At 64.8% G+C, this 23,521-nt stretch carries 12 protein-coding genes; 3 read left to right on the top strand and 9 right to left on the bottom strand.

The window, feature by feature from the left end; genetic code table 11:
• Positions 1 to 19 precede the first annotated feature (19 nt).
• From treY to C6571_RS20170, 8 genes are all read right to left on the bottom strand, one after another.
• Positions 20 to 5,101, bottom strand: a complete 5,082-nt coding sequence (gene treY, locus C6571_RS08040) for a malto-oligosyltrehalose synthase (RefSeq protein WP_106446222.1) — start codon at positions 5,099 to 5,101, stop codon at positions 20 to 22.
• On the bottom strand, positions 5,098 to 6,948 hold the full coding sequence (gene treZ, locus C6571_RS08035) for a malto-oligosyltrehalose trehalohydrolase (RefSeq protein ID WP_106446221.1): 1,851 nt from the start codon (positions 6,946 to 6,948) through the stop codon (positions 5,098 to 5,100). Before treZ ends, treY begins: the two co-directional genes overlap by 4 nt.
• A complete protein-coding gene (gene glgX, locus C6571_RS08030) occupies positions 6,945 to 9,077 on the bottom strand; it encodes a glycogen debranching protein GlgX (protein WP_106446220.1) in 2,133 nt (710 codons plus the stop codon). The genes treZ and glgX overlap by 4 nt, the downstream gene beginning before the upstream one ends.
• On the bottom strand, positions 9,074 to 9,796 hold the full coding sequence (locus C6571_RS08025; RefSeq protein ID WP_106446219.1) for a mechanosensitive ion channel family protein: 723 nt from the start codon (positions 9,794 to 9,796) through the stop codon (positions 9,074 to 9,076). Before C6571_RS08025 ends, glgX begins: the two co-directional genes overlap by 4 nt.
• A 17-nt stretch (positions 9,797 to 9,813) precedes the next feature.
• Positions 9,814 to 13,134, bottom strand: coding sequence for a maltose alpha-D-glucosyltransferase (treS, locus tag C6571_RS08020; protein ID WP_106446218.1), 3,321 nt, complete (start codon positions 13,132 to 13,134; stop codon positions 9,814 to 9,816).
• A 21-nt stretch (positions 13,135 to 13,155) separates the two neighbouring features.
• Positions 13,156 to 15,210 (bottom strand): alpha-1,4-glucan--maltose-1-phosphate maltosyltransferase, encoded by a 2,055-nt coding sequence (locus tag C6571_RS08015; protein WP_106446217.1) that lies wholly within the window; start codon positions 15,208 to 15,210, stop codon positions 13,156 to 13,158.
• Positions 15,211 to 15,352: 142 nt separating this feature from the next.
• On the bottom strand, positions 15,353 to 17,254 hold the full coding sequence (gene glgB, locus C6571_RS08010; protein WP_106446216.1) for a 1,4-alpha-glucan branching protein GlgB: 1,902 nt from the start codon (positions 17,252 to 17,254) through the stop codon (positions 15,353 to 15,355).
• 24 nt (positions 17,255 to 17,278) lie between these two features.
• Entirely contained in the window at positions 17,279 to 17,401 is a 123-nt protein-coding gene (locus C6571_RS20170; RefSeq protein ID WP_276329908.1) for a hypothetical protein, read from the bottom strand.
• Between the two features lie 228 nt (positions 17,402 to 17,629).
• Here C6571_RS20170 and C6571_RS08005 point away from each other — a divergent pair, with 228 nt between their 5' ends.
• The 3 genes from C6571_RS08005 to C6571_RS07995 all read left to right on the top strand — a co-directional run bounded on the left by C6571_RS08005 (position 17,630) and on the right by C6571_RS07995 (position 22,490).
• Positions 17,630 to 19,003: a chloride channel protein gene (locus C6571_RS08005; RefSeq protein ID WP_245901458.1), complete on the top strand. Its 1,374-nt coding sequence runs from the start codon at positions 17,630 to 17,632 to the stop codon at positions 19,001 to 19,003.
• A gap of 127 nt (positions 19,004 to 19,130) precedes the next feature.
• The gene (locus C6571_RS08000) at positions 19,131 to 20,681 is read left to right on the top strand and encodes a polyamine aminopropyltransferase (RefSeq protein WP_106446215.1); all 1,551 of its coding nucleotides are present in this window, start codon (positions 19,131 to 19,133) and stop codon (positions 20,679 to 20,681) included.
• A gap of 120 nt (positions 20,682 to 20,801) precedes the next feature.
• Positions 20,802 to 22,490: an FAD-dependent oxidoreductase gene (locus tag C6571_RS07995; protein WP_106446214.1), complete on the top strand. Its 1,689-nt coding sequence runs from the start codon at positions 20,802 to 20,804 to the stop codon at positions 22,488 to 22,490.
• A 90-nt stretch (positions 22,491 to 22,580) separates the two neighbouring features.
• Here the strand turns inward: C6571_RS07995 and C6571_RS07990 are convergent, their stop codons facing one another.
• Positions 22,581 to 23,489 (bottom strand): LysR family transcriptional regulator, encoded by a 909-nt coding sequence (locus C6571_RS07990; RefSeq protein WP_106446213.1) that lies wholly within the window; start codon positions 23,487 to 23,489, stop codon positions 22,581 to 22,583.
• Positions 23,490 to 23,521 lie beyond the last annotated feature (32 nt).

Below are 23,521 nucleotides of genomic sequence, written 5' to 3'. Positions count from 1 at the left end.
GATGCCTGCGCGAGGCCTTCTAATCCACCGACGGGTGGTCAGGCTGGTGCACAAGAACTGCACCGGCAAAGTGCACAAAAATTTCCGCCAGGCGCAATCGTCCATTCTCCGTGCTGAGCGTCCGGCCGCCCACGAGATCGGTCAGCGCCAGCCCGCGCAGGGCCTGCGGCACGGCGACCCAGGTGTCTTGCCAAGTGCCTTCCCCGGTCAAAACATGCGAGGAGGTCGACGACTTCTCCGCAGGGGCATGGCCGGCAGCCTGCTCCAGCGTCGCCGTCAGCCGGGCAACCAACACGACCATGCACGCGCCCTCGAATCGGCGCAAATAGGCAATGACATGCGGTGCACGCGCGCCGCGCACACGCAGCGGTTCGTAGCTGCCATCGCGCAGCAGGGCTGGCTGAGCGCGCCGCAGCTCCAGCAGGCGCCAAACCAGCCACAGCTTGGCGCGGCCATCCGCTGGCTGAAGGGACCATTTGCCCACCTGGACGCCCAGCGCGCGGGCGTCGCCAGACGAGGCCAAGTCCCGCAAGTCTTCCAGCAACGTGCGCCGCTGTAGGAAATCAACCGGGCGTCGGTTGTCGGGGTCGACCAGGCTGTCATCGAAAAGCTCGGTTCCCTGGTACAGGTCCGGCACGCCGGGGCTGGTGTACTTGAGCAGCACCATGGCCAATGAATTGAGCGCGCCGTGCCAGCGCAGCGTGTCGGCCAGCGCATGCAACTCGTCCAGGAAGCGGCTCCCCCCACTGCGCGCCAGTGCCTGGCGGATGAACCCCGACAGGGCGCCCTCATAGGCTTCGTCGGGCCGCGTCCAGCTGGTGCAGGCCTTGCCTTCGCGCGCGGCCTTCTGCATGTAGGCGACGATGCGCTCGATATAGACCGCGTAACCGGTGTCGTCGATCGCATCGCGGGGGCCCACGGTACCCAACACGGTCTGGTAGAAAAGGTATTCGTGCTCGGCCGACGGCGCGTCGACCCCGCCCGCCAGGGTACTGCGCAGCGGCAGGTTGAGACTGTGCCAGCGCCGCAGCGACAGCCGCCACAACCCGGTCAGCTCGGACAGCACGCTGATGCGCATGCGCACATCCTCGGAACGCTTGTTGTCGTGCGTCGAGGTCGCCAGCATGGTGTGGCGCCAGCGCTGTGCGCGGTCGGCGCTGGCGCGGTGAAAGGCCGTCACGCTCATGCCGATGACGTCGGGCTCGCCGCCGACTTCGTTCTGCGAACTCAGGGGAAAATAGCGATAAAAAGCCGTGTCTTCCACGCCCTTGGCCGCGACCGGGGAGCTGAACTGCTGAAAGCGTGTGGCAAAACGCAAGGCGCGGGCTTCGGTGCCAGGCAGGGCGCCAGGCGGGGCGCGGCCCAGCAGCGCTTCGCGCACGAAAGCGAACACTGAGGGGTCGGCCGCACGGCCACGCTGGCGCGCGCGCTCGATCGCCAGGTCGATGTAGTGAACGTCTTGCGGCGAGGGCGTCTGCACGATGTAGGTGCGGTACACCCCCAGGCAGGCCACGATTTCGGACAACACCAGCCGCAGTGTGTTGAGCGTGAAATCGCGCGTACGCCGGCTCGCCCGCGCGATACGCAGCAGCGCTGTGGACAAGACGTGCAGCTCCGCCGCCAAGGCCTCGCGAGCCACCGCACGCTTGCCTTGGTAAGCGATATCGGCATACGCCAATTGCTCGCCGGTGAAGGCGCGCCAGGTGCGGCGCAGGCGCTCGGCGGCGCGGGTATCGACCAGGACACCGCCCACGACGTTGGCAAAGCGGTAGCCGGTGGTGCCGTGCACCGCCCAGGAGGTGGGGACTTCTTCGTGTGGCGCCGCAATTTTCTCGGCCACCACGTACATGGGCCGTGCAGGGCGGCCATTGCCCTCAGCTGGCGCCTGCCCGAGGCGCTCGGCGCAGCACTGCTGTAACCGCGCAAAGTAGCCGGCCGGGTCGTACAGACCGTCCGGATGGTCGATGCGCAGGCCCTCGACCCAGCCGCGTTCGACCAGGTCCAGCGGCAAGGCGTGGGTGGCGTCGAACACGTCTGCGCGCTCGATGCGCAGCGCCGCCAGCTCGTTGATGTCGAAGAAGCGCCGGTAATTGATTTCGTCCGCCGCCACGCGCCAGAACGCCAGCCGGTAGGACTGCGCTTCCAGCACATCGTGCAGAGCGTCGCGCCTGCCGGGTAGGTTCATCTCGTCGACCGCAGCGGCAATGGCTTGCGCCACGACTTCATGCTTGGCCGTCAGGCGGGCCAGGCGGGCCTTGTGCCGCTCCTTCTCGCGCGCCCTTTCGGCCAGGCGCTCGGCGCTTGGTGCAGCGGCCGCTGCGAGCTGGCGCAAAGCGGTTTGCAGGCTGGCCAGGCTGGCGGCAAGTTCCGGGTCCCCCAGGCGTGCCAGCGCGCGCTCGAGCACCAAGGGATAGCTCTGCGGCGCAAGCGGAAAGCGGTGCTCGTGGTAATGCAAGGCCATCTCGCCCTGCTCGACGTGCCACTGCAATTGCAGCTCGCCGCGCTCCAGGACATCGCCGTAGTGGTCGCCCAATACCGGCAGCAACACCTTGCCCACCAGCTCGGCGTTCAGCGGCTCCCAGTCGATGTCGAAATGCTGCGCGTAGAGGGAAGCTTCACCGTTCTCCAGCACATCAGTCCACCAGGGGTTGTCCGCGCCCAGCACGCCCATGTGGTTGGGCACCAGGTCCAGCAACAGGCCCATGCCGTGGGCCTTGAGCACTTGCGAGAAGCGCGCCAAGCCTTCCATGCCGCCCAGTTCCGGATTGACCTCGCCCGGCGCCACCACGTCGTAGCCGTGCATGCTGCCAGGCCGCGCGCGCTGGATGGGCGAGCAATACACGTGGCTGATGCCCAGCGCCGCCAGGTAGGGCACGATGCATGCGGCGGCGTCGAACCGAAAGCCGCCATGGAACTGCAGGCGGTAGGTGGCGCGCGGGATGACGGTGCCGGCAGCGCGTGCTCCCACTGCGGTGCGCTCAGGCGAGGGGCGCAGGGCGCTCAAGCTGGCGCACAGCGCCGGCAGCATCGATTGATCCCAGATGGCCTCCAGCGGCGTGCCGTACTTGCGGCGCCAGTTCGGGTGCTCGTGGGTGGTGCCGGGCATGTTGGCCTGGCCGCGTTCGCCCAATGCGTCTTCGAGTTGCAGCACCATCAGGCGCGCCGGCGTGGCGGCCAGAAACGCGTGCACTGCCAGCACCGCCTCGGGCGACAAATGGTCAGCGCCCAGGGCCTGCGCCACGGCCTCTGGCGGCAGGTCGGTGGCGTGTTGCACCGCCAGCAACAGTTGCACGCGCTCTTGCGCACGATCGAGCAGTTGCTGCTCAAACACCTGCGCATTCGGAAACAAGGCCATGGCCATGCGGTCGTGCAGATCAAGCACCGCCCACCAGCCGGCCAAGGTGGCCAGGTCATGGGTACTGACGGCCACCAGGGCGTCGCGCGGGTACGCTTGCGGAGGTCGGAAATGACCGTCTACATCCCGCTCGAAGTACAGCAATCGGTAGGAAAGCACGTCGGCGCCTTGCATGGCGGCACGTACCTCGTCCGCGACGGTGCCCAGATCTTCGCCAATGACCAGGCACTGGTTGCGTTCGCTCTCCAGCGCAACGATGGCGAGCATTTCATCCAGCGCGTAATGCACGTACGCACCGCCGCGCGCGTCGGCACCGGTCGGAATGCAGAACAGCCGCATCAAGCCCATGACGTGGTCGATGCGAATCGCGCCGGCGCTGCGCATATTGCCGCGCAGGGCTTCGATGAAAGCTTGGTAGTGCGCGGCGCGCAGGCGATCGGGCCGCAGCGGAGGAAGCCCCCAATCCTGGCCATTGAGATTGAATTCGTCGGGTGGGGCGCCCACGCTCGCGCCCAGCGCAAACGCGCCTTGGTGCCGCCACGCATCGGCGCCGGCGCGGTCCACCGAGACGGCCAGGTCCAGGTACAAGCCCACCGACATTCCCGCTTCGCGGCAGCAGGCGCTGGCGGCCGCCAACTGCCGTTCGGCCTGCCATTGGACGTATTGGTAGAAGCCCACGCGCTCGGCGTGCTCGGCCGCAAAAGCCGCGACGGCGGGCGATTGCGGGTCCTGGAACTGTGCCGGCCAGACCGGCCAACCCCAAACGGCGGGGTCGGCGCTGTGCAGGTTTTCCTGCAGCGCCTCAAACAGAGCGTGCTGGTGCAGCGCCGTGCCACGCTGGACGCAGTACTGCTGGTAGGCAGCGACTTCTGGATCGGATGCGGCGCGGGTTTGAAAGTGCGCGTACAAATCGTGCAGCAGCTCCCGCTTGACTGCGCTCACGCCGACATGGTCGATGAATGGGGCCTCGCGCAGCGCAGCGAGGCGCTCCTGGAAGATGGGGGCGCGCACCTTGTGCTGGGTTGCGGTGCAGGCAGCGAAATCGGCAATCGCTTCGATGTCCAGGTACAGCGCGTTCAAAAACACGCGGGACGACGGGCTGTAGGGGCTGATGTGCAGCGGGTTGTGCGCAAACAGCGCGTGCAAAGGGTTCAGGCCCACCATGCCTACGCCGCGGCGCGCGGCCTGTGCGCAGAACTGCATCAAGTCGGTGAAATCGCCAATGCCCCAATTGCGCGCCGAGCGCAGGCTGTGCAATTGCAGGGTCACGCCCCAAGCGCGGCCGTCGCCCTGCAGCGCGGCCGGCAGGTGGCAACGCGTGGGCGCGCAAATCAGCAGCGTGGCCGGCAGGTCGGCACCTACTTGCAACTGGTGGTAGCCCTGGGGCAGGGCCGAGCCGAAATCCACCACGACGCGCGCATCGGCCGTGCGCTGGCACAGGCCGCTCAGGCTGGCTCCGTCTTCAAGGACCAGGCGCCACGTGGGCACCGTTCCTGCGTCGGCGAGCGGGAAGCTCAGGACCACCGAGGTCGCGCCCGGTGCGACGACGCGCACCGGCTCGCCGGCGCTCGCATCCGGCCCACCGTCCTCAGTATCTACTTGTGCGGAGCCTCCAAAGGCGTCCAGCAGCGCTGCCAAGTGTTCGGGCGCAACGGCGTGGCGCTTGCCCCAGATGTCGTGGTACTCGGTCGCAATGCCTTTGTCGGCGCAGCGCCGCACCAGTTCGTCCAGCGGGCGTTCCGTCATTCTTCAGCCTTGTCGAGCGACGCCCAGACGCCGCCGCGCGCCAAGCCAATATGCCCAGCTGGCATGGCTTCGGTCTGCGGGCGCAGGCGGTAAATCTCGTGACCGGGCGGGCGTGGAAAGCGCGCAGCGATGCCACCGAAGTTGGCGGCCAGGTGCAAGCGCGAGCGCTGCCCATCCCTGGCCCGCAACTGCCAAGTCCATTGCAACAAGCCGTTCTCACTCGACCAATCGAGCGAACTGCAGCCAGCCGCCCAGCACGGCATCAGTTGCTCGCGACGCACGGCGAGCTGCCGGCGTGTATGCGCCAGCGCCTGCTGGTGTTGCGCTTGGTCCATATCGGACCAGCGCAACTTCGAATGCATGAACGTTTCCTCGTCGTTGGGGTCTGGAATGCGCGCCCGGGCCGCAGGGTCGGCAAAGGCAGCGAAGCGACCAAACTCGGCGCGGCGGCCGGCAGCCACAGCCGCCGCCAAATCGCCACTGAAATCACAGAAGAACTGAAATGGCGTGGTGCAGCCAAACTCCTCGCCCATGAACAGCATGGGAGTGTGAGGCGACATCAGCACACAGGCGCGCGCCGCTTGCACCAGCATTGGGGTCGCAAGCGCGTCGATGCGCTCGCCCAGGGCGCGGTTGCCTACCTGGTCGTGGGTCTGCAGGTAGGACACAAAAGCCTGCAGCGGCAGATGCGCGCAGGGCTCGCCGTGCGGCTTGCCACCGCGAAAGGGCGAAGGCTGACCGGTATAGAGGAAGCCCTGCGCCAGCGCGAGGGCGAATTGTTCTGCGGGGCGCTGCGCAAAGTCTGCGTAGTAACCGTCGGTCTCGCCGCTCAGCATCACATGGGCCGCGTGGTGCAAATCGTCGTTCCATTGCGCGGTTGCCACCAGCGGCTGGCCCTGCGCATTGCGCTCAAGCAAATGCGCCTGATTCCGGTCGTTTTCCAGGACGACATGCACATGCCGCTCGCGTCCAGGCCCCGCCCACACCGCCTCGCAAATCTCAGGAATGATCCAAGGCCGGCTCTCGTCACAAATGGCGTGGATGGCATCCACGCGCAGGCCGTCGAAGCGGTATTCCTCTATCCAGTAGAGCGCGTTGTGATGGAAGAAGTCGCGAATGGTGCGCGCGTCGGGACCGTCAAAATTGATGGCCGCGCCCCAGGGCGTCTGGTGGGCGGGGTTGAAAAATTGCGGGCAGTAGGCGTGCAGGTAGTTGCCGTCTGGCCCGAAGTGGTTGTAGACCACGTCGAGCAGCACCATCATGCCGAGCGCGTGCGCAGCATCTACCAGCGCCTTGAGCTGCTCGGGCGTGCCGTAGCTGGCGTCCGGCGCGAACAGCAGCACGCCGTCGTAGCCCCAGTTTCGGCGACCGGGGAAATCGGCCAGGGGCATCAGCTCGATGGCCGTAACGCCCAAGTCGGCCAAATAGGGAAGGCGATCACGGGCGGCGTCGAAGCTGCCCTCGGGCGTGAAGGTGCCGACGTGCAGTTCGTACACCACCGCTTCGCTCCAAGGGCGCCCGCGCCATTGCGCGCATTGCCATTCATAGGCCGAAGGGTCGACCACCACGCTCGGGCCGTGCACATCGTGCGGGTTGTAGCGCGAGGCCGGGTCCGGCACCAGCAGGCCATCCGTAAGGCGGTACTGGTAGCCATCGCCAGCGCGGGCATGGGGCAGTGTGGCCTCGTGCCAACCCTCGGCGCTGCGCGCCATCGGGTATTCGCTAGCGCCATCGGCGCCGGAATGCACCAGCACCAGCGAGGACATCTCTGGCGCCCAGAGCCGAAAGCGCACGCCGCGCGCTCCCAGGCAGTGCGCGCCGAAGGGCATGGCGTGAACCGTGCTCATGCCTTGCCATTCGGACGCTGCAGGAGCACCAGGCTTCGGCCCTGCAAGGGATAAGGCTCGCCAGGCGCAACCGCCGCCACCGGCTCAGCGGCGCTGATGGTATCAATGAGGCACTGCCATGGCCGCGCCGAATCTTCGGGAATGGTGAACGGCACCACCTTGTCGTGCGCGTTGAGCAGGATAAGGAAATCGTCGTCGTGCTGGCGCTCGCCTTGGGCATTGACGTCGACGATGCCGGTACCCGGAATCCACATGCCCAAACAGCGCGCGTGCGCATCCTCCCAGTCGCTTTGCGCCATCTCCGCTCCATCCGGCCGCAGCCAAATAGCGTCCTTGCTCTCGCCCTCTGCCGGCGCATCGCCACGAAAAAAGGCACGGCGTCGGAAGGTGGGATGCGCGCGGCGGATTGCCAGCAACTGCGCCACAAAATCGTGCAGTGCCTCGCTCTGCGCGTTCTCGGTCCAATCGAGCCAGGCAAGCGCGTTGTCCTGGCAGTAGACGTTGTTGTTGCCGCGCTGCGTATGGCCGCGCGCGTCGCCGGCCAGCAGCATAGGCACGCCTTGCGAAAGCAGCAGCGTGGCCAACAGGTTGCGCTTTTGGCGCGCGCGCAATTCGATGATTTCCGGATCGTCGCTCGGCCCCTCGACGCCGCAGTTCCACGACAGGTTGTGGCTGCTGCCGTCGCGGTTGTCCTCGCCGTTGGCTTCGTTGTGCTTGTCGTTGTAGGACACCAGATCGTGCAGCGTAAAGCCGTCGTGCGCGGTGACGAAATTGACGCTGGCCGTCGGCCCTTTGCCCGACCAGCCATAGAGATCTTGCGAACCCGTGAGTCGGCGTGCCAGGTCGCCCACGAGGCCGTAGTCGCCCTTCCACCAACCCCGCACGCCGTCGCGGTAGCGATCGTTCCATTCGGCCCAGCCGGGGGGAAAATTGCCCACCTGGTAGCCGCCCAGGCCCAAGTCCCAGGGTTCGGCAATGAGCTTGACGCGGTTCAACACCGGGTCTTGCCGGATGGCGTCGAAGAAGCCGCCCAGGTTCTCGACCTTGCCCGATTCGCGCGCCAGCGCCGATGCCAGGTCGAAGCGAAAGCCGTCGACGTGCATTTCCTCGACCCAGTAACGCAGCGAGTCCATCACCAGTTGCAATGCGCGCGGATGCTCCAGATTGATGGTGTTGCCACAGCCCGTGAAATCCTCGTAATAGCGCCGGTTGTCGGACTTCAGGATGTAGTACGCAGCATTGTCCACCCCGCGCATTGACAGCGTGGGCCCCATCTGATTGCCCTCGCAACTGTGGTTGTAGACGACGTCCAGGATGACCTCCAGACCAGCGCTGTGCAGCGTCTTGACCATGGTCTTGAATTCCTTGACCTTGCCCGAAGCGCAATAGCGCATCTCCGGCGCGAAGTAGGCCAACGAGTTGTAGCCCCAGTAGTTCTGCAGTCCTTTTTCGACCAGGTAGCGGTCGTTCGGGTAGGCATGCACAGGCAGCAACTCGACCGTCGTCACGCCCAGACGCTTGATGTAGTCGACGATGGGCGCGTAGCCCAGCGCTGCGTAGGTTCCACGCAGGTGCTCGGGCACGCCGGGGTGCAGTTTGGTGAAACCGCGCACATGCAACTCGTAAATCACCGTGTCTTGCCACGGCACCATCGGGGGACGGTCATCGCCCCAGGTAAAGGCCGTTTCCAACACGCGCCCCTTGGGCATAAACGCCGCGCTGTCGCGCTTGTCCAGGCTCATGTCCTCGCGCTTGCTGCCCACGGTGTACCCAAACAGTGCGTCGGACCAGCGCAGGCCGCCTATCAAGTCCTTGGCATAGGGGTCGACCAGCAGCTTGTGGGCGTTGAAACGGTGCCCCTCATCGGGCTTGTAGGGGCCGTGGACACGGTATCCGTAGGCCATTCCGGGGCGCGCTTGCGGCAGGTAGCCATGCCAAACGTGATCGGTGCGCTCGCGCAACTTGATGCGTTGACGCTCGTAACGGCCGTTGTCGTCAAAGACGCACAGCTCCACGCCGGTGGCGTGTTCAGAGAAGAGGGCGAAGTTGACGCCTTGGCCGTCCCAGGTAGCGCCCAGCGGGTAGGGTTGACCAGGCCAAACGGCGGTAATGGCGTCGTGCCGATTCATTCGGCGTCCCGGCGCACATCGGTTGCGGACCGGACCACGTCAGCCTCCGACCTGCGTTCGCGCGGCCACCAGTGCTCAATGCGCTCAGCGGCCCAGTCCTTGCCGGCGAGGCCAAAGGCCAAGGCCAGCGCGAAGACAACGCCTGACAGAATCACCAGGAAGCTCTGGCGAACAATGTCGCCGCCGACATTGACCTGGTCCAGTGCAATCAGCACCACGAAAATCAAAATAGCGTACTGAGCCAGTTTGCCCAGAAAATGCGCGTCCTGCAGGTCCACGTTGCGACCATAGGTGGTTACCGCGTCGCCGACAAAGCGAGCAAAGTAGGCACCGAAAGCCAGAATCAGCAAGGCCACGAACACGTTGGGAACGAACCAGACAACGCGCCCCAGAAGATCCGTGATGTAGGTCAGGCCAAGGCCGTTGAAAGCGATCAGCAGCGCGGCCAGGATGACGAGCCAATACGCCAGCACACCAAAAACCGCGCTCGCGTCCCCAGCCATCCCGCCTTGTCGCAGGAAGGCGTCAATGCCAGCGCGTTCGGTCATCACATGGAAGTTGATGGCGCGCAGCGCCTTCACGATCGCAAAGCGCACCACTTTGGCAATCAACCAGCCCGCGATGACCACCACCACCGCAAGCAGCAAGCGCGGGACGAAGGCGCCGATCTGGTACAGAAACGCGCGCAGCGGATCGAGCTGAATTGCAAAATTTTCCATGATTTTTTTCCCGTGATTCAGCGGCTCGCACCGCGGTCAAGCAGCGCCAGGATGCCGCGCAGCGGTACGGTCACCCAGTCGATGCGGTTGCCCAGCTCATACCGCAATTCATAGCAGGCCTTCTCCAGCTCGAAGAGTTCGAGAAGTTGGGTATCGAGGCCCGTGTTTGCTGCGTCCGTCCTGCCATACCCGGCCAGGAACGCAGCCCGTGTTTGCTGCTCCCAGTCGCGTGCGGCTGCGTCCAGTCGCGTCAGTTCATTCGCATTTTGGGCCTGCTGTCGCAACGCGCTCCAGCGCGCGTAGTTGAACGATCGCAACATGCCGGCCACGTCGCGCAGCGGGGAACTCTTGGTGCGTCGCTCGTCAAAACTGCGTGCCGGTTCACCTTCGAAATCAATGATGACAAAGTCGTTGCGCGACACCAATGCCTGGCCAAGGTGGTAGTCACCATGAAAGCGCGTGCGCAGACCGGTTTTCCCTGCAGTCTGCAACGTGTCGATGCGCGCCAGTGCTTCCGCCTGGCGCTCCAGCACGCGCCGCGCATCGTCCTGGACGGCGGCCGGGAGAGACTCCAGACTGGTGCGCAGTAGCTCCCAGGTGGTGGCTGCTTCGCTGCGTGCGTGTTCGCGCAGGCCTTCCACATCCTGCGCTGTGAGCGGCTCAGGATCGAAAGCGGGATCGCCGGTGCGCAGCGCCAGCGCAGCGTGCAGTTCCGCCGTGCGTTGCCCCAGCATCTGCATCAACGAAACGAATACGCCGTGGACGTCGGGGGCGCTCTGCTCGTTGGCATCGCGCAACTGGCTCAGGAAACGCGCCAAATAGTCCATCGCGAACGCCCAGCCATCGCCCTGGTTTGACACATACGATTGCAGCAAGCCCAACGTGATGCGGCGACCATCCTTCGCGGTGTACTCGATCGAGCCAAGCACCGGAACGCAATGGGGAAAAGCTGCCTTCTCTGTCAGAAAGCGGCCCACTTCGGCCTCGGGGTGGATGCCCACGCGCAGCTGTCGGTAGCCCTTGAGGAACAAAGCCTCGCCGACGGTGACGACGGTGTTGCTGCTGACCGGGCTGGGCCGGCTGACCGGCAAAGCAGCTATCTGCGGCAGATCAAGCGCACGGCCGAGCGCCGTCGGCACAAAATGCAACTGCCCGTCTCGCGTGTCGACTTGGGTCTCCCTGGCGATGGCGCGAACCACGGCGTGGGTGAAGCGTTCGTCAAAAAAGGCATCGCCCATGACACCCACTTGTGCCTGCTGACGCACCTTGGCCAAGGCACCTGGCTCCAGACTCTTCATGCGTTCTTCTTCGGAGTCCTCCCAGGCGAGCGCCAGCGGCATGAAGTACAAGGCCGGTTCTGGCGGCCCCTGAATCTCCAGAATCGGCAGCAGCCAGCTTGTATCACCGTCTTGCCAGATGGATTCATCCAGCAGCCGTGCACGGCTGATGGCATGTGCCTTGGTGGCATACCAGCGCTGCACTTCAATATGGCGCGGCAGGGCTTCGGTTTCGAATTGGATGCGCAGGCGCTCGGCCATACCGATGCGCCATGGCATGACGCGGTCCCGAAACAGGCTGGTCCAGCCGTCGAAAAGTACCAGCATGGGCCGCTCCGGTAAGGCCACGCTCTCCTCGTGCCAGGTGGGCATGGCGGCGTCGGACGAAAGATTGAACCAATAGAAACCGTAGGAGGGGAGGGTCAGCAGATAGGGCAGGTCGCCGATCGGCGGAAAAGCGGTGCGGCCCAGCATTTCGACCGGCACACGGCCAACATAGGCCGACAAGTCCAGCTCGACCGGCTGCGCGGCACGCGAGAGATTGAAGACCGACAGGATGGTGTCATCGCCATACTCGCTGATATAGGCCAGTATCTTGCGGTTGCCGGGTTTGAGGAACACCCGCTGTCCCCGGCCAAAGGCACGACTGGTCTTGCGCACTGCGAGCATGCGCCGTGTCCAGTGCAGCAGCGAGCTCTTGTCTCGCAACTGGCTCTCGACATTGATCGATTCATAGCCGTACATGGGATCCATGATCGGCTGCAGGTAAAGGCGCTGCGGATCCGCGCGGGAAAATCCGGCGTTGCGGTCGGAGTTCCACTGCATCGGGGTGCGCACGCCATTGCGGTCGCCCACAAAAACGTTGTCGCCCATTCCGATCTCGTCGCCGTAGTAGATGATGGGCGATCCGGGCATGGACAGCAGCATGCTGTTCATCAGCTTGATGCGGTCTTTGTCGTTGTCCATCAGCGGCGCGAGGCGCCGCCGAATACCCAGGTTGATGCGGGCCTGCTTGTCGGCCGCATAGGTGTTGTACATGTAGTCGCGCTCGCGGTTGGTCACCATTTCCAGCGTGAGTTCATCGTGATTGCGCAGGAAGATGGCCCACTGGCAGTCCTCGGGAATCTCGGGCGTCTGCTGCATGATTTCAACAATCGGATGTCGGTCCTCTTGCGCGATCGCCATGTACATGCGCGGCATCAGCGGGAAGTGGTAGGCCATGTGGCATTCGTCGCCGTCGCCGAAATACTCGCGCACGTCCTCGGGCCACATATTGGCTTCGGCCAGCAACAATCGGCCCGGATACTCGGCGTCGATGGCCGCGCGAATTTTCTTGATAACCTCGTGTGTCTCGGGCAGGTTTTCGTTGCTGGTGCCGTCGCGCTCAATCAGGTAGGGGATGGCGTCGAGCCGGAAACCGTCCACGCCCATGTCGAGCCAGAAGCGCATGGTGCGGTACACCGCTTCCAGCACCTGGGGGTTGTCGAAGTTCAAATCTGGCTGGTGGCTGAAGAAGCGGTGCCAGAAATACTGCTTGGCCACCGGGTCCCAGGTCCAGTTGGATTTTTCGGTGTCGGTGAAAATGATGCGCGTGCCCTGGTAGAGCTGATCGGTGTCGCTCCACACATAGAAGTCGCGTTCGGGCGAACCGGGCGGTGCGTTGCGCGCCGCCTGAAACCAGGGGTGCTGGTCCGACGTGTGGTTGATGACCAGTTCGGTGATCACACGCAGGCCCCGTTTGTGCGCTTCTTCCAGCATTTCGCGGAAGTCGGCCAGCGTGCCGTATTGCGGGTGCACGTCTTCGTATTCCGAGATGTCATAGCCATCGTCGCGCAGCGGCGACGGATAGAACGGCATCAGCCAGATGGTGTTGACACCCAGATCTTGGACGTAATCGAGCTTTGACGTCACGCCCTTGAAGTCGCCAACGCCGTCGCTATTGGAATCCGAGAAGGCCTTGACGTTGAGCTGGTAGACCACTGCATCGCGATACCAGGTTGGATCGCCCGAGGTGTCGATTTCGACCGTTTCGAGTGCCAGTACCGGCATGGGTGCGTTCATGATTCTTCGCCTTCAATATTGTTATTGGTAGTAGTCAAAATCCTGCTCGCTGCGCAAGCGCCTGCGCACCACCATGATGTGGGCCGGTACGCGCTGCGGATCGAGTTGCACGAAGTGGCGCGAGCCTTGCCAGACAAAGCGTTGGTCGCTGAGCAGGTCGTGCATCTGGAATGGCTGCTCGGGCTCTACGCCGATGCTTTCCGGGTCCAGTTCGAGCCAACCGGAATGCGTCTGGTGCGAGTCCAGGTTGACCACTGTCACCACCACGTTGGCCCCATCGTCCGATTGCTTGGCGTAGGCGATGAGCTGCTCGTTGTCAATCGGCAGGAAGCGCAGGCTGCGGTTGGCCTGCAATGCCGTGTTGGCATGCCGAATCCTGTTGATGCGGGTGATGAAGGGGCGCAGGCCGGCGTCCGGCGACCAGTCCCAGTGCCGCAGCTGGTACTTCTCGGAGTCGAGGTACTCCTCGCTGCCGGCGTTGCGCGGCAGGTGCTCCAGCAATTCGTAGGCCGGACCGTACATGCCGTAGCTGGCGGCCAGCGTCGCCGCCAGCACCAGGCGCGCCTTGAACATGGCTTCGTGGCCGCCCTGCAATTGCTCGTGCAGGATGTCGGGGGTATTCGGCCACGGGTTGGGCCGGAAGTACTCCCGCCCCGGCCCCTGCGCCAGCTCGGTGAAATATGCGACCAGCATTTCCTTGTTGTTGCGCCAAGTGAAGTAGGTGTAGGACTGCGAGAAACCCAGCTTGGCCAGCCGGTGCATGACCTTGGGCCGGGTGAAAGCTTCCGCCAGAAAAATAACGCCGGGGTGCTCGCGCTTGACCTCGGTGATGCACCATTCCCAGAACGCAAACGCCTTGGTGTGCGGGTTGTCGACGCGAAAGATGTGCACGCCCTGGCCAATCCAGTGGTCGAACACACTCTTGAGTTCCAGCCACAGCGCGCGCCAGTCTTCGCTTTCGAAGTTGAACGGATAGATATCCTGGTACTTCTTGGGCGGGTTCTCGGCGTACTGCACGCTGCCGTCAGGCCGCCATTTGAACCAGGCCGGGTGTTCTTTGACATAGGGGTGGTCCGGCGCACACTGGAACGCAATGTCCAGCGCGATCTCAAGGCCCAACGCCTGCGCTGCCGCGACCAATACGCGGAAATCCTCCGCTGTACCCAAGTCTTTCAGGATCGCCTTGTGGCCACCTTCGACTGCGCCGATCGCCCACGGGCTGCCAACGTCACCATCTTCAGTCACCAGCGCGTTGTTCTTGCCTTTGCGCTGTTCGCGCCCGATGGGGTGGATGGGCGGCAAATACAGCACATCGAAACCCATGCCGGCGATCACTGGCAGGCGTGCCTGCACGTCCTTGAAGGTGCCATGGATGCCCTCACGACTGCCGGCAGAGCGTGGGAACAACTCATACCAAGTGCTAAAGCGCGCGCGCTCCCGATCGGCGATCAGCGGCAAGTTGGCGCCAAAGCGCGTCTGCAGGCGCCGGTCCGGGTAGCGCTGCGCAATGGCCGTTCGTTCCTCGTCCAGTGCCAGCGCCTTGAGCGCGGTCGCGTCCATGCGGCTTGCCATGGCTTCTTCGTCCAGCGTTCGCGCCCATTGCGCCAGAGCGGCGCGATCCTCGCCGCTGGCGCGCTCGGCCGCTGCCATGATTTCCAGTGCCCCCGCTCGCGCTGCCAGCCGAATATCGTCGGCATCGACGCGGCGCACCAGTTCATGGTGCCAGGACGCGAATGAATCGGTCCACGCGAACACGGTGTACGCGTAGCGACCCGGAATGGGCGGCGTGAAATCGGCCACCCACTCGTCGTTGTAGCGCAGGGTCATTGGCACTTCGTGGCGGGTGTCGTCGGCAGCATCTTCGTGCCACCAGACCAATACCACGCGCAGGGCGTCGTGCCCGTCGGTGAAGCAATGCGCCGTGACCTGCACCTTGTCGCCGGCCACGCGCTTGACAGCAAAGCGTCCACCGTCCACGCATGGCAGCACCGCGTCGATGACGGCGCGGATTCGGCCGTTGGCACCATCGTAGGCGTGCGCCGAACCCGCCGCCACGACAGAGGCGGCGCTCGGCATCGGTGCGCGTTTTGCGCTGGCTGCCTCGTTCGAAGATGTGGTGGGCGCCGCAACGGACGCGCTGGCAACACTCCTAGGCGCCGACTTCTTCACTGACGCTGCGTCCTTGCCAACGGTGGCCTTAGAAATGTTCGAGTCAGTCTTAGCCATGGGCCGGGCCTTTCAGAATGATGGTCGACAGTGGCGGCAGGTTCAGGCTAAGCGATTGCGCGTGGCCGTGCGAGCGAACTGGCGCCGCCTCGATCTCGCCCAGGTTGCCCCAGCCGGAGCCGCCGTACTCGCGGGCATCGGTGTTGAACAGTTCGTGCCAAATTCCGCCTTGCGGCACGCCCAGCAGGTAGTTGGTGCGCGGCACCGGCGTCAGGTTGCACACCACCAGCAGCGGCGCTCCGCTGCGCGAGCGGCGCAGGAAGGCGAACACGCTCATGGCTTCGTCGTTGGGTTCGACCCAGTCGAAGCCCTCGGCCACAAAATCCAGCTCGTACAGTGAAGGCTCGGCGCGGTACACGCGGTTAAGTTCGCGCAGCATGTGCTGCACGCCGCCGTGGCCTTCTGTGCCGCACGCCCACCATTCGAGCTGGCCTTCGTGCGTCCATTCGCGGCGCTGCGCGAACTCGCCGCCCATGAACAGCAGCTTTTTGCCGGGGTGTGCCCACATATAGCCAAACATGGCGCGCAGGTTGGCAAATTGCTGCCAGGCGTCGCCTGGCATCTTGTTGATGAGCGAGCCTTTGCCGTAGACCACTTCGTCGTGCGAGAGCGGCAGCACGAAGTTCTCGGTAAAGGCGTAGACGGCAGAAAACGTCAGCTTGTGGTGGTGGTAGCGGCGGTTGATGGGGTCCTCCTTCATGTACGCCAGCGTGTCGTGCATCCAGCCCATGTTCCATTTCAAGCCAAAGCCGAGACCCCCCATTTCGAGCGGGCGCGAAACCATCGGCCAGGCGGTCGATTCCTCGGCGGCGGTGGATGCGTCCGGGTACTCGCGGTACACGGCGCGGTTGAGCTCGTGCAGGAAGTCAATCGCTTCCAGGTTCTCGCGGCCGCCCCATTGGTTGGGAATCCACTCGCCTTCCTTGCGCGCGTAATCCAGGTACAGCATGGAGGCCACGGCGTCGACGCGCAGGCCGTCGATGTGGTACTTGTCCAGCCAGAAGATGGCAGACGACACCAGAAAGCTGCGGACCTCGTTGCGGCCATAGTTGAAGATGGCCGTGTTCCATTCCGGGTGAAAACCCTGGCGCGGGTCGCCGTGCTCGTACAAATGCGTGCCGTCGAATTCGGCCAGGCCATGCGCGTCGGTAGGAAAATGCGACGGCACCCAGTCGAGCAGGACCCCGATGCCGCGCTGGTGCAGCACATCGACGAAGTGCATGAAGTCTTGCGGCGTGCCGTAGCGCGAGGTGGGCGCGAAATAGCCGGTGGTCTGGTAGCCCCAGGAGCCGTAGAAAGGGTGCTCGGTGATCGGCATCAGCTCCACGTGCGTGAAGCCCATGTCTGCCAAATAATCGGCCAACTGCGGTGCCACGTCGCGGTAGTTGGGCATCTCGTTGTCTTGCCGGCGCCAGGAACCCAGGTGCAGCTCATAGATGGACATGGGCGCGTCCAGCGCGTTGCGCGGCGCGCGGGCTTGCATCCAGTCGGCGTCCTGCCACTCGTACTCCAGCGACCACAGCCTGGACGCCGTCGCCGGCGCTTCCTCGCCGTACAGCGCCAGCGGGTCTGCCTTCTCCAGCACCTGACCGCCTTGCGTAACGATGCGGTATTTGTAGGCCGCGCCATGGTGCGCGCCAGGGCAGTGGCCCTCCCACACGCCAGTCGAATCGGCGCGCGGCTGCAGCGGGTCCACATCGCCCTGCCAGCCGTTCCACTCGCCGATCACGCTGACCGATGCCGCGTTCGGCGCCCACACAGCGAAGTGCGCACCGCCTTCGGAGGCCGAATTGAGGTGGCTGCCCAGGCTCTGGTACAGACGCGCATGGGTGCCCTCGCGCAGAAGGTGGGCGTCGGCGTCACTGAAGATGCGGGTGGGTGTGGATGGGTTCATAGGAATATTTGGATGCCTTCTGCCTCAACACCCGGTATACGTCGCCGATGCACGGATAGAGGGCAGGCCCGACGCCGACATGCTGTCGGACAGATGCGACGACTGGCGGGCGTCGCTGCGGCGCCCGATCAGAGACCAGGCGCTCACTGCAGGTGCGGGGGCGGGAATCTCTTGTCCCTCGCCATGCGATAAGCCCCATGCTGGCGCGTTCAGGCGCAAAGCGCAACCCCGTGCATACGTGCAGGCGACTGCAGCCGATGCAGGCAATGAAAACCTTGCTTGGAGTATGGGAAGCTGGCGCTCTGGCATCGAACTACACCGGCGGGGGGAGCAGACTCCATTGGCTGCCCGCATTCCACCTGCTCGCGTAGAGTTATGCGGGACACCCCTCACTCCCACATGCGCGTCAACTACATCGAACCGGTCATCATGCTGGCCACCGTCCTTCGGTGGCTGCTGCTTGCCAGCATCACCGGCGCGATTGTGGGTACAGGTGTCAGCCTCTTCTTGCTGGTGCTGATTTTTCTCTCTGAGCACACTGCCCACATTTCGCTCTGGACACAGATGGCGCTGCTGCCCCTGGCCGGAATCTTGAACGGCTTGCTGCTGCACTACGGTTACCGCGAGCCTGGAAGCTATGCACGCGATTCGGTCATCAGCGCCATCCATCTGCGCTTGGGCGCGATGTCGCACAAAACGATTCTGATCAAACCCGTGGCCGCGCTGATCACGCTGACACTGGGCGGCTCGGCCGGCAAAGAGGGGCCGTGCTCGCATATCGGCGGCACGCTGGCCTCGTGGTTCGGCAAGCTGGTGCGACTCGACCCCGAAATGCAAAAACGCATCGTCGCCTGCGGCGTGAGCGCCGGCTTTGCCAGCGTATTCGGCACGCCGTTGGCCGGCGCCATCTACGGCATTGAAATGCTGGTGATCGGACGCGTGCGCCACGACTTCATCTTCCCGGCCGTGATCGCGGCCATCACGGCGTTCGAGGTAGGCAAGTACTGGGGGCTGACTTACGACCACTTCCCGGTAAACATTTCGTCAGATTTTTCGTCGTCGCTCGCGATTCGCATCACCTTGATCGGCATTCTGTGCGGACTGGTGTCGTGGCTTTTTATAGAACTGCTCGACCGCATCCGCTACGCCTTTGTCGCGCTGCAGCGGCGCTTCAAAATCTGGCAGCCGCTGATGCCGTTCATCGGCGGGCTGGTGCTGGCTGCGCTCATCCTGGTGATTCCCGTCGATTACCTGGGACTGAGCCTGCCCCTCATGGAAGACGCATTGCACGGCAAGGACGTGGTTTTCTGGGGCTTTGTTTGGAAGTCGCTGCTGGTGGCCATCACGTTGGGCTCGGGGTTTTACGGCGGCATCGTCACGCCGCAGTTCGTCATTGGCGCCATGGCAGGCAGCGCGTTTGCCAGCTTGTTGGGCGTGAGCCCGGCGCTCGGCGCGGCGGTGGGCATGGTGGCGGTGGTGGCCGCGGCCTCCAACACGCCGATCGCCGCCGTGCTGATGGGATTCGAGCTGTTCGGCAGCTCCGCCGGTCCGTACTTCGCCACGGCCTGCGTCACCGCCTACATCGTTGTTGGCCACCGCAGCGTGTACTCGGGCCAGTTGCTGGGCTACTCCAAATCACTCTGGGTGCGCTCCACGCCGGACGCACCGCTGGAGCCCGGCAAAATCCACATCTCCTACAGCCTGCTGCGCCGGCTCGGCTATTTCCGCAGCAACCGGTGGCGCAAGTAGGATGCAGCGCCCTGCATTGCCACGAAAATTCAACCCCGCCGGCCTCTGGCGCTTTCACAAATTTGGCCTTAGCTATGCAAAACACATTGCTGCAAATCAGTAGCGCAACCGGCAACGCCCCCGTGCCATGACCTCGGTTGCTACGCCAGACGCGCACGGACCCGCAGCGCACACCCCCCGCCCCATCGACATCGCCCTGCTCGCCAGCGTCTTCGTCGTCGCCGCCTGCGGCCTGCTGTACGAACTGGCGGCCGGCGCGCTGGCGTCGTACCTGCTGGGCGACTCGGTATTGCAGTTCAGCACCATCATCGGCACCTATCTCTTTGCGATGGGCGTCGGTTCGTGGCTCTCGCGCTACTTCGAGCGGCAACTGCCGGCGCATTTCTTGCGCATCGAGCTGATGGTGGCGCTGATTGGCGGCGCGCTGCCTGCGGCGCTGTTTGTTGCCCACGCCTATACGCCGGGAGCGTTTCGCTTTTTGCTCTACGGCATGGTGCTGCTGGTGGGCACGCTGGTGGGACTGGAGATTCCGCTGGTGATGCGCATCATGAAGCGCAACGTGGCGCTCAAAGATCTGGTCTCGCAGGTGCTCACGTTTGACTATCTGGGCGCGCTGGCGGTGTCGCTCGCATTCCCGCTGCTGCTGGTGCCGCACCTGGGGCTGATTCGCACGGGGCTGCTGTTTGGCCTGCTGAACGCGCTGGTGGCGGTGTGGGCGCTGTGGCTGTTTCGCTGGGAGCTGCGGCGCTTTGGCGCGCACGCGTTTGCCTGTGCGGCGGTGATCGCCTTGCTGGCCGCCGGTCTTTGGGGCGCCGAGCACATCACGCGCTTTGCCGAAGACCGCTTCTACCAGGACCACATTGTGTACACCGGCGCGTCGCAGTACCAGCGCATCGTGGTCACCAACGGCAAATTGGGCCACCGCCTGTACCTCAACGGCAACCTGCAGTTTGCCGAGCACGACGAATACCGCTACCACGAGGCCCTGGTGCACCCGGCCATGGCGGCGCAAGGCGCGCCCAAACGCGTGGTGGTGCTGGGCGGCGGGGACGGCATGGCGGTACGCGAAATTCTCAAATATCCGTCCGTCGAATCGGTCACGCTGGTGGAACTCGACCCGGCGATGACGAAGCTGTTCACGGACAACCCCACGCTCGCAAAGCTCAACCAGCATGCACTTTCGGACCCGCGCGTGCACATCGTCAACACCGATGCGTTCCAGTGGCTGCAGCAGGATGTGGGTTTTTTTGATGTGATGGTGGTGGATTTCCCCGATCCCACCAATTTCGCCATTGGCAAGCTCTACACCAACAGCTTTTACGCCCTGCTGGAGAAACACCTGGCGGCCAGCGGCTACGCGGTGATTCAGACCACCTCGCCCCTGGTGGCGCGGCAAAGTTTCTGGACCGTGGTGAACACCATCGAATCGGTGGGCCTGACCGCGACGCCCTACCACGCCCATGTGCCCAGCTTTGGCGAATGGGGCTATGTGCTGGCCAGCCACCGGCCCTGGCGCCTGCCCGAGCGTCTGCCGCCCGGCATGCGATTTCTTTCGCTGCCCTCGCTGCCGCTGCTGTTTGACTTTCCACTGGACATGGCACGCCTGCCAACCGAGGTGAATCGGCTCTCCAACCAGGTACTGGTGACCACCTACGAACGCGAATGGGGTGCACACTGACTCCCCCTGAGCGGCTGCGCCGCTTCCCCCTGAGGGGGACGGCGCCAGCGCGGCGGGGCGGCCCTTGCGCGGCGCCCGCGCGCCTGGGCCGTGCCAGTCCCAACGCCCGGGGCTGACGCCATGCAGCGCCGCAGCTTCCTCACCGCTGCCGCATCTGCGGCTACCGCCGTGCTGTCCTCGGCTTGCGACCAAGCACCCGCACCACTCGCAGGCGGCTTTGCGGGCGTGGACATGGCGCGCGGCCACGCGCTGCGCGATCGGCTGGCGGGCGGCAGCCTGCCCGCGCCCAGCGTGCAGCGCCGCACCCGCGTGCTGATTACGGGTGGCGGCATTGCAGGCCTGGCGGCGGCGCGCGCGCTGCGGCTGGCGGGCGTTCAGGACCTTGCGCTGCTGGAGCTGGAGGACAGCGCCGGCGGCAACAGCCGCGCCGGCAGCGTGCTGGGCCGTGCCTGCCCGCACGGCGCGCACTACCTCCCGGTGCCAGGCGACAGCGCGCCCGAAGTGCAGGATCTGCTGGAAGATCTGGGCCTGCGCAAGCGCGTGGCTGGGCGTTGGCGCTACGACGAATTCACCCTTTGCCACAGCCCGCAGGAGCGGCTGTTCTGGCAAGGCCAATGGCACGAGGGACTGCTGCCAGTGCAAGGCGTGGGTGCGCGCACGCTGGCGCAGTACCGTTTGTTTGCGCGCCGCGTCGAGACGCTCTCGCGCGCTGCGCGCTTTGCCATGCCCAGCTTTGCCGATTGGGGGTCAAAAATGCCTCCAGCGCAGATCCTGCTTGCGCTGGACGCTATCACTTTTGATAGCTGGCTGACAGGTGAGGGCCTGGACGACCCGCATTTGCGCTGGTACCTTGACTACTGCTGCCGCGACGACTACGGCGCTGGCAGTGCGGTGGTGTCGGCCTGGGCCGGGATTCACTACTTCGCCAGCCGGCACGGTTTTTCGGCACCCGGAGAAGGCGGCGGGGACGAAGGCGGCGTACTCACCTGGCCCGAGGGCAATGGCTGGCTGGCGCGCCAACTGGCCGCGCCGCTGCGGCAGGCTGGCCAGCTGCACACCGCGTGCAGCGTTCTGGCCATCACCGAGCTGCCCGGCGGCGTGCAGGTGGACGCCTTCAACCACAGCAGCGGCCAGGTCGAGCGCTGGCAGGCCGAGCGCTGCGTGGTCGCCCTGCCGGTGTTCATTGCGGCGCGCGTGGTGCAAAGCCCGCCCGACTTCCTGCGCGCCGCCGCCGGACAACTGGCCTGGGCGCCCTGGCTGGTGACGAACCTGGCCATTTCCGGCCCGCTCACCGACCGGCCGGGCGCCGCGCCAGCCTGGGACAACGTGCTCTACCAGGACGGCGCGGCCGGCGGCCTGGGCTATGTCGACGCCGGCCACCAGCGGCTGGACCCGCGCGCCGCAGTCACCCTGCCCACGGTCTTGACCTACTACCAGGCGCTGGGCGATGTGCCCGATGCCCGCGCGCAGCTGGCGCGCCAGCCCTGGCAGCACTGGGCAGAAGCGGCCATCGCCGCGCTCAGCCTGCCGCACCCCGATTTGCGCGAACGCGTCGAGCGTGCGGAGGTCACGCGCTACGGCCACGCCATGGCCATTCCGCGCCCCGGCGGCCTCAAAATATTGAGTCAAATCGGCCTCCAGCGCTTATCTGTAGGGCGCAAGCAGCTATTGAATGGAGAGCAACAACGCGCCCTGCCTACACCCGCGACGGCGCGGCTGGCCTTTGCCCACGCCGATTGGTCCGGCTACTCGGTGTTTGAAGAGGCTTTTACGCGCGGACATGGCGCGGGCTTGTGGGCGTCGGGGTGAACGCGAAGCCGGCAAAGGGCACGTTGGATGTAGCGATGGAGCAGCGCTGACGCCAGCCCAGAGACCAGGCAACTTGCGCCGATCTGCTTGTCAACCCGTAAGGATGGGGCGCAAGGTGTCGATTTCTTCCACAATGAAATCAAAAAACGCGCTGACGCGCGGCGTGCGCCGCAGCTCAGGCGTCGTCAGCAGGCGCCAGATACGGGCCAATTCGGGTACCGGACCGAACATGCGCACCAGGTCGGGCTCCGCATCGCCCAACGGCATGGGCAGCGCGCCCACACCGAGCCCGGCCTTCACCGAAAAGACCAGACCAAGCACGCTGCTGCTGCGCGAGGCCAGCTCCGCGTTGGGCGCCACCTCACGCAACCATTGCGACAGCCGGTGCCTGGCCATGGTGTCGTCGAAGCCGACCAGTGCGTGGCTGGCGAGGTCTTCGATGCGCTCGGGCTGGCCGTGCTGCGCAATGTAGGCCTTGCTGGCGTACACCGCCCAGATGGAATCGCCGATCTTGCGGCCCACCAGTTCGCCATCGTCGGTGTCGCCCGAGCGCAGCGCCACATCGGCATCGCCCTGACGCAGGTCCATGTACTTGTCGCTCATCACGAACTGCAGCTTGAGCGCCGGGTACTTGGCATGAAACCGGTCGATCATTCCGGTCTGCGTGATGCGGTGGACGATGGGTTCGGGACAAGTCATGCGGATCACGCCGGTGGTCTCGCCGGCCAGGGTTGCAATCTGGCGCTCGAAGGCAAGCGCGGCGCTTTCGACGGATTCGGCGAACGGCAGCATCTCGTGCCCGAACGCTGTCAGCCGATAGCCCGTGGCTTGCCGCTGCACCAGCGACTGGCCGATGCACCGCTCCAGTGCGCTCAGGCGGCGCTGCACCGTGGACTGGTCAACCCCCAGCGCGCGCCCTGCCGCCAGCGTGCTGCCATGGTGGGCGACGGCCAGGAAGTACTGGAGATCATCCCATTGAAATTGGGTCGGACTGTGCATCACTGCGGCCCCCTCTTGCAAAGTTGCGCCTT

The organism is Simplicispira suum (genome assembly GCF_003008595.1).
GTDB classification, from domain to species: Bacteria; Pseudomonadota; Gammaproteobacteria; order Burkholderiales; family Burkholderiaceae_C; genus Simplicispira; species Simplicispira suum.
This window is presented reverse-complemented; position numbering and strand designations above follow the sequence as displayed.